This is a genomic window from Marivirga sp. (assembly GCF_024636815.1).
Classification (GTDB): Bacteria; Bacteroidota; Bacteroidia; order Cytophagales; family Cyclobacteriaceae; genus Marivirga.
Window position 1 is genome coordinate 1 of record NZ_JAGXGF010000078.1, and the last position, 5,067, is coordinate 5,067.

General features: G+C 35.7%; 7 protein-coding genes. 6 read left to right on the forward strand and 1 reads right to left on the reverse strand.

The annotated features are described in order from the left end of the window. The 6 genes from Q0L29_RS06140 to metF form a co-directional block, all read left to right on the forward strand. On the forward strand, positions 1–193 hold a 193-nt coding region (locus Q0L29_RS06140), incomplete at its 5' end, for a hypothetical protein (RefSeq protein WP_296619977.1). Between the two features lie 13 nt (positions 194–206). Further along, positions 207–569 (forward strand): hypothetical protein, encoded by a 363-nt coding sequence (locus Q0L29_RS06145; protein WP_296619978.1) that lies wholly within the window; start codon positions 207–209, stop codon positions 567–569. Then, complete coding sequence (locus Q0L29_RS06150; protein WP_296619980.1) at positions 553–738, forward strand: hypothetical protein; 186 nt, start codon at positions 553–555, stop codon at positions 736–738. The genes Q0L29_RS06145 and Q0L29_RS06150 overlap by 17 nt, the downstream gene beginning before the upstream one ends. 9 nt (positions 739–747) lie before the next feature. After that, entirely contained in the window at positions 748–954 is a 207-nt protein-coding gene (locus tag Q0L29_RS06155) for a hypothetical protein (protein ID WP_296619982.1), read from the forward strand. 383 nt (positions 955–1,337) lie between these two features. Further along, a complete protein-coding gene (gene metE / locus Q0L29_RS06160; RefSeq protein ID WP_296619984.1) occupies positions 1,338–3,614 on the forward strand; it encodes a 5-methyltetrahydropteroyltriglutamate--homocysteine S-methyltransferase in 2,277 nt (758 codons plus the stop codon). Continuing rightward, positions 3,611–4,474, forward strand: coding sequence for a methylenetetrahydrofolate reductase [NAD(P)H] (gene metF / locus Q0L29_RS06165; protein WP_296619985.1), 864 nt, complete (start codon positions 3,611–3,613; stop codon positions 4,472–4,474). The genes metE and metF overlap by 4 nt, the downstream gene beginning before the upstream one ends. 58 nt (positions 4,475–4,532) lie before the next feature. Here the strand turns inward: metF and Q0L29_RS06170 are convergent. Further along, positions 4,533–5,067, reverse strand: a 535-nt coding sequence (locus Q0L29_RS06170) for a LysR family transcriptional regulator substrate-binding protein (RefSeq protein WP_296619987.1), incomplete at its 5' end; no start/stop codon positions are given.

Here is a 5,067-nt window from a genome sequence, read left to right on the forward strand (position 1 = left end):
TATTTTAGCGCTCTGTTTGGGAGACATGCCTCCTTCTACAATTCTAATAACTGCTTCTAATCTTTCTTCATACGAATATTTTGACATAAAAATGCACCTCCAAATGTTAGTTTTTTTGTCCAACATTCGGGGTGCACTTCATTTGAGGTCTGCTTTTAAATTACGATATTTACTTGCTATTATTCCCTTTTAGAGTGATTAATGTAATGAAGAAATCTACCAATAAGGAGGATAAGATGAAAGCCATATTTGTAAGAAAGGCTAGTGACCTTGAAGTGGTAAAGGAAGTAACAAAAGATTTAAAACAAAAAGGTTATGAGGGTGCCAAGTACCAGGTAACTAGGGAGATTAAGCTAAGTGATAAAGAGTTTAGAACTTTGACTGCTGACCTACTTGAAGACCAATCCTTTATTCAAAAGGATGAAGGTGGTATTAATGATGAAGGTGAAGTCCTTTGTATAAGGGTTATTAATAAGGACAATGGGGAGAGAATATTAATTGATCCACAAGGTTATGAATATCCAAGATATACAGCATTAGAGGAGAAAAGTGATGAAACCAAAATGTAAATTAGTGGGAGCAGATGGAAATATCTTCAATCTTATTAGACTAGCTAAGAAAGCCTTGAATAAGGCAGATCAAAATATACAGGCCAATGAAATGACTGCAAGAGTGTATGAAGCAGAAAGCTATGATGCAGCACTCCAAATTATAATGGAATATGTTGATGTGGAATGAGGAAAGATTATGGATAGATTTTTCACACAAGAGTATTGTGATAAATGTGGTGGAAGCTTAAGAAATGGTCGAATCATGTCGAGGTTTAATAAAGCTTGCCTTTGCATGAAGTGCTCAAAAAAAGAAGAAGAAGATCCAGGTTATAAGGAAGCAGTTGAAGCAGAAATTAATGAGATTAAAAAAGGAAACTATAACTATAAAGGGCTAAAAGGTTAAGAATTAAACGATAAAAGTGAGCTTGTAAAAATACAGGCTCTTTTTCTTGTATTGGAGGTGTTCCCTTTGATCTTCTATACTGGCAGTATAAGATAATTGGAAATATATTTGGAACTGTTAAAGAAAATGGATATAGGCAATATAATACTGCATATATAGAGATACCAAAGAAGAATGGTAAGAGTGAGTTAGCTGCTGCAGTATTCCATTCAGGTCGACATTCGCTTTGAGACGTCTTTCCTGAAATGTGTGGTTGGAGTGCATCTGAATTAATTGTGAATAGCCATAGGATAACACTATGACTATTCATAATTAACAAGAATTACACTATAGTTAGGGTTTAATGATAAAATTTTTATATAGAAACAACGAGGTGAAGAATTATGAAAACTACAGTTATCGGTTACCCTAGAGTGGGATCTTTAAGAGAATTGAAATTTGCAGTAGAGAAATACTTTAAGAATACTTTAACAAAAGGGGATCTTAAAAAAACTGCTGCCGAACTAAGAAAAAAACATTGGAATGATCAAAAGAGAAGTGGAATTGACTATATATCATCAAATGATTTTTCGTTTTATGATAATCTTCTAGACACAGCAATTTTACTAAATGCAGTTCCGAAACGATATAAGCAATTAGGAATTGATTCTTTGGATGAATATTTTGCAATGGCTAGGGGCTATCAGGGCGAAAAGGGTGATGTGAAAGCTCTGGCCATGAAAAAATGGTTCAATACAAATTATCATTATATGGAGGCGGAAATTGAGGATGAAGCTGATATTTCGCTTGTCGGAACAAAACCATTTGATGAGTTCATCGAAGCAAAAAAATATGGAATAGAAACAAAGCCTGTTATTATTGGTGCGTTCACATTTTTAAAGCTGGCAAGATTTACGGGGGAAAAAACAGCTAAGGATTTCACATCAAATGTTATTAATGCTTACATAGACATACTCAAAAAATTTGATACTCTTGGCGCTCAATGGGTCCAGTTTGATGAGCCGGGATTTGTTATGGATTTATCTGAAGAGGATATAAGTCTTATCAATAAAGTATATAGCGCTATCCTATCGAATAAGGGAAGTGTAAAAGTACTTTTGCAAACATATTTTGGCGATATTAGGGATTGCTATCGTGAAATTATAGCACTTCCATTTGACGGAATCGGACTTGATTTTCTAGAGGGGAAAAAGTCACTCGAGCTGGTGAAGAAAAATGGATTTCCCGATAATAAAATTCTTTTTGCAGGTGTTATAAATGGAAAGAATATATGGCGAAACAATTATGCAAATACAGTATGCTTGGTTGGAGAACTAAGGAAATACTGCAATAATATTATATTAAGCACCTCATGTTCCCTTCTTCACGTTCCATATACATTAAGCAACGAGAGTAAACTAGCAGATGATTACAAAAGGCATTTTGCTTTTGCAGAAGAAAAATTAATGGAACTCTTTGAACTGAAAAATATATTATCAATCAACGACCCGATGTTAACTGATGAATATATTAAAAATGAAAAGCTTTTTAACGGAACGAGAAATTGTGGCGATTCAGCCGTTCAAACTGCAGTTTATGCTCTCTCGCAGAATGATTTTGTAAGGATGCCAGCATTCGGTGAACGAGAAAAAATTCAAAAAGAAGAATTTAATCTACCATTGCTTCCAACAACTACTATTGGTTCCTTTCCGCAGACGGCAGAAGTGAAAGCCAATCGTTCAAGTTACAAAAGCGGCAAGATTTCTTTCGATCAATATACCGCCTTTAATAAGGATAAAATTGCTGAATGCATTGCTTTGCAAGAAAAAATCGGACTTGATGTGCTGGTTCATGGTGAATTTGAGCGTAATGATATGGTAGAATATTTTGGCGAAAAACTCGATGGATATATATTTACTGAAAAGGCATGGGTTCAGTCTTATGGTACAAGATGCGTAAAGCCACCTGTGGTTTGGGGAGATGTTTCCCGCTCTCAGCCAATGACTATTGATTATTCGGTTTACGCGCAGTCTCTTACTACAAAATATGTAAAAGGAATGCTGACGGGACCGGTAACCATATTAAATTGGTCATTCACTCGAGAAGATATTTCACTAAAGGATTGCGCTTTCCAGCTCGCTCTCGCTATAAGGCATGAAGTGCTTGATCTTGAAGCAAATGGGATAAAAATTATTCAGATTGATGAAGCGGCCCTCAGAGAAAAATTGCTGCTTAGGAAAAGTGATTGGCATGAAGACTACCTTGATTGGGCAATTCCAGCTTTTAGATTGGTCCATAGCGGTGTTAAACCTGAAACACAAATCCATACGCATATGTGCTACAGTGAGTTCTCGGATATCATCAAAAATATCGAGGATATGGATGCGGATGCTATCACCTTCGAGGCTGCGCGTTCTGCTCTAGGTATTGTTGAAACGTTAAATGTATTTGGGTTTAAAACGGAAGTCGGACCCGGTGTTTATGATATTCATTCGCCAAGAATTCCGAGTGTTTCGGAAATTAAGGAAGCACTGTTCGAGATGCTTGAGAAAATTCCGAAGGGAAAGCTTTGGGTTAATCCTGACTGTGGACTGAAAACAAGAGAAAACAAAGAAACTGTGCCTAGTCTTGAAAATGTAGTTGCTGCAACAAAAGAGGTCAGAAAGAACTTATATGTATGAAGACATCCGATTTGTTTAAAACGAAAAGAGTCCTGTCATTTGAAATATTTCCTCCCAAACGAACCGACTCTGTAAATACAATTTATGATACGGTTAACGAACTAAAAGGTCTTAACCCAGACTTTATTAGTGTGACATTTGGAGCTGGTGGAAGCGAAAACAGCACTGACACACTTAAAATTGCATCTGATGTCAAAAATAATTATGGGATTGAAAGTGTTGCCCATCTCCCGTGCATAAACCTAACAAAAGGAGAAGTTCTTAAAGTATTGGAGGATTTTAAAGGTGCTAGTATAGAAAATATTCTTGCACTGCGAGGAGATATTAATACAGACTTCACACCAAAAAAAGATTTCAAGTACGCTAGCGATCTGATTTCATTTATAAAAGAAAATGGAGATTTCAATATAATAGGAGCTTGCTATCCTGAAGGTCATAGCGAATGTCCGACAATTATTGAAGATATACGAAATCTAAAAAGTAAGGTGGATGCAGGGGCTAACCAGTTGATAACGCAGTTATTCTTTGATAATAAGTATTTTTATTCATTCTGGGAAAACGCTACCGTAGCAGGTATCAAGGTTCCGATTGAAGCAGGTATAATGCCTGTGGTAAATAAGAAGCAGATTGAGCGTATGGTTACCCTCTGCGGTGTGAACCTTCCAAAGAAATTTCTTTCTATCATGGATAGGTATGAAAATAACCCGATTGCAATGCGTGATGCGGGAATTGCATATGCGATTGAGCAGATAGTAGATTTAATGTCACAGGGTGTTGATGGTATACACCTATATACAATGAATAATCCATACATTGCACACCGAATTTATGAAGCAATAAAAACCTTGTTTGTTGCATGAAAAAATGTCTCCGCTAGATTTAAGTGGAGACATTTTGCTAATCAATTTTGTATACATATTAGCAAATAAGTTTTTTTAATTTTGAAATATAATCAAGAGCTAATACACTGAGATGAGTTTTTTCATTTGCAATCCATCCAATACGCATTTTTTCATTTGTTATTAGAGGGACGGCAACAATATTGTCTCCGTTCAAATCGCTATTCAATATGCCTGAGCTGATAGTATATCCGTTTAATCCGATTAATAAATTAAAAAGAGTGGCACGATCACTAACATGGATTGTTTTCTTTCTAGGAACAGTACTTAGGATTTCTTCTGAAAAATAGAAAGAATTATACTTACCTTGTTCGAATGCAAGAAACGGATAATTATCTAAGTCTTCAAGAGAAACGGATGCTTTCTCGGCAAGGGGATGTTTCGAGCTGACAAAAACGTTTGGATCAGCTTCGAAAAGGAGATTGAATACCAAGTGATTTTCCTTTAACAGCTTATTGAGAACTTTTTCATTGAAATCGCTTAGGTATAGAATCCCAAGCTCACTGCGCAAATTTTTAACATCTTCAATAATTTCATATGTTCTCGTTTCACGA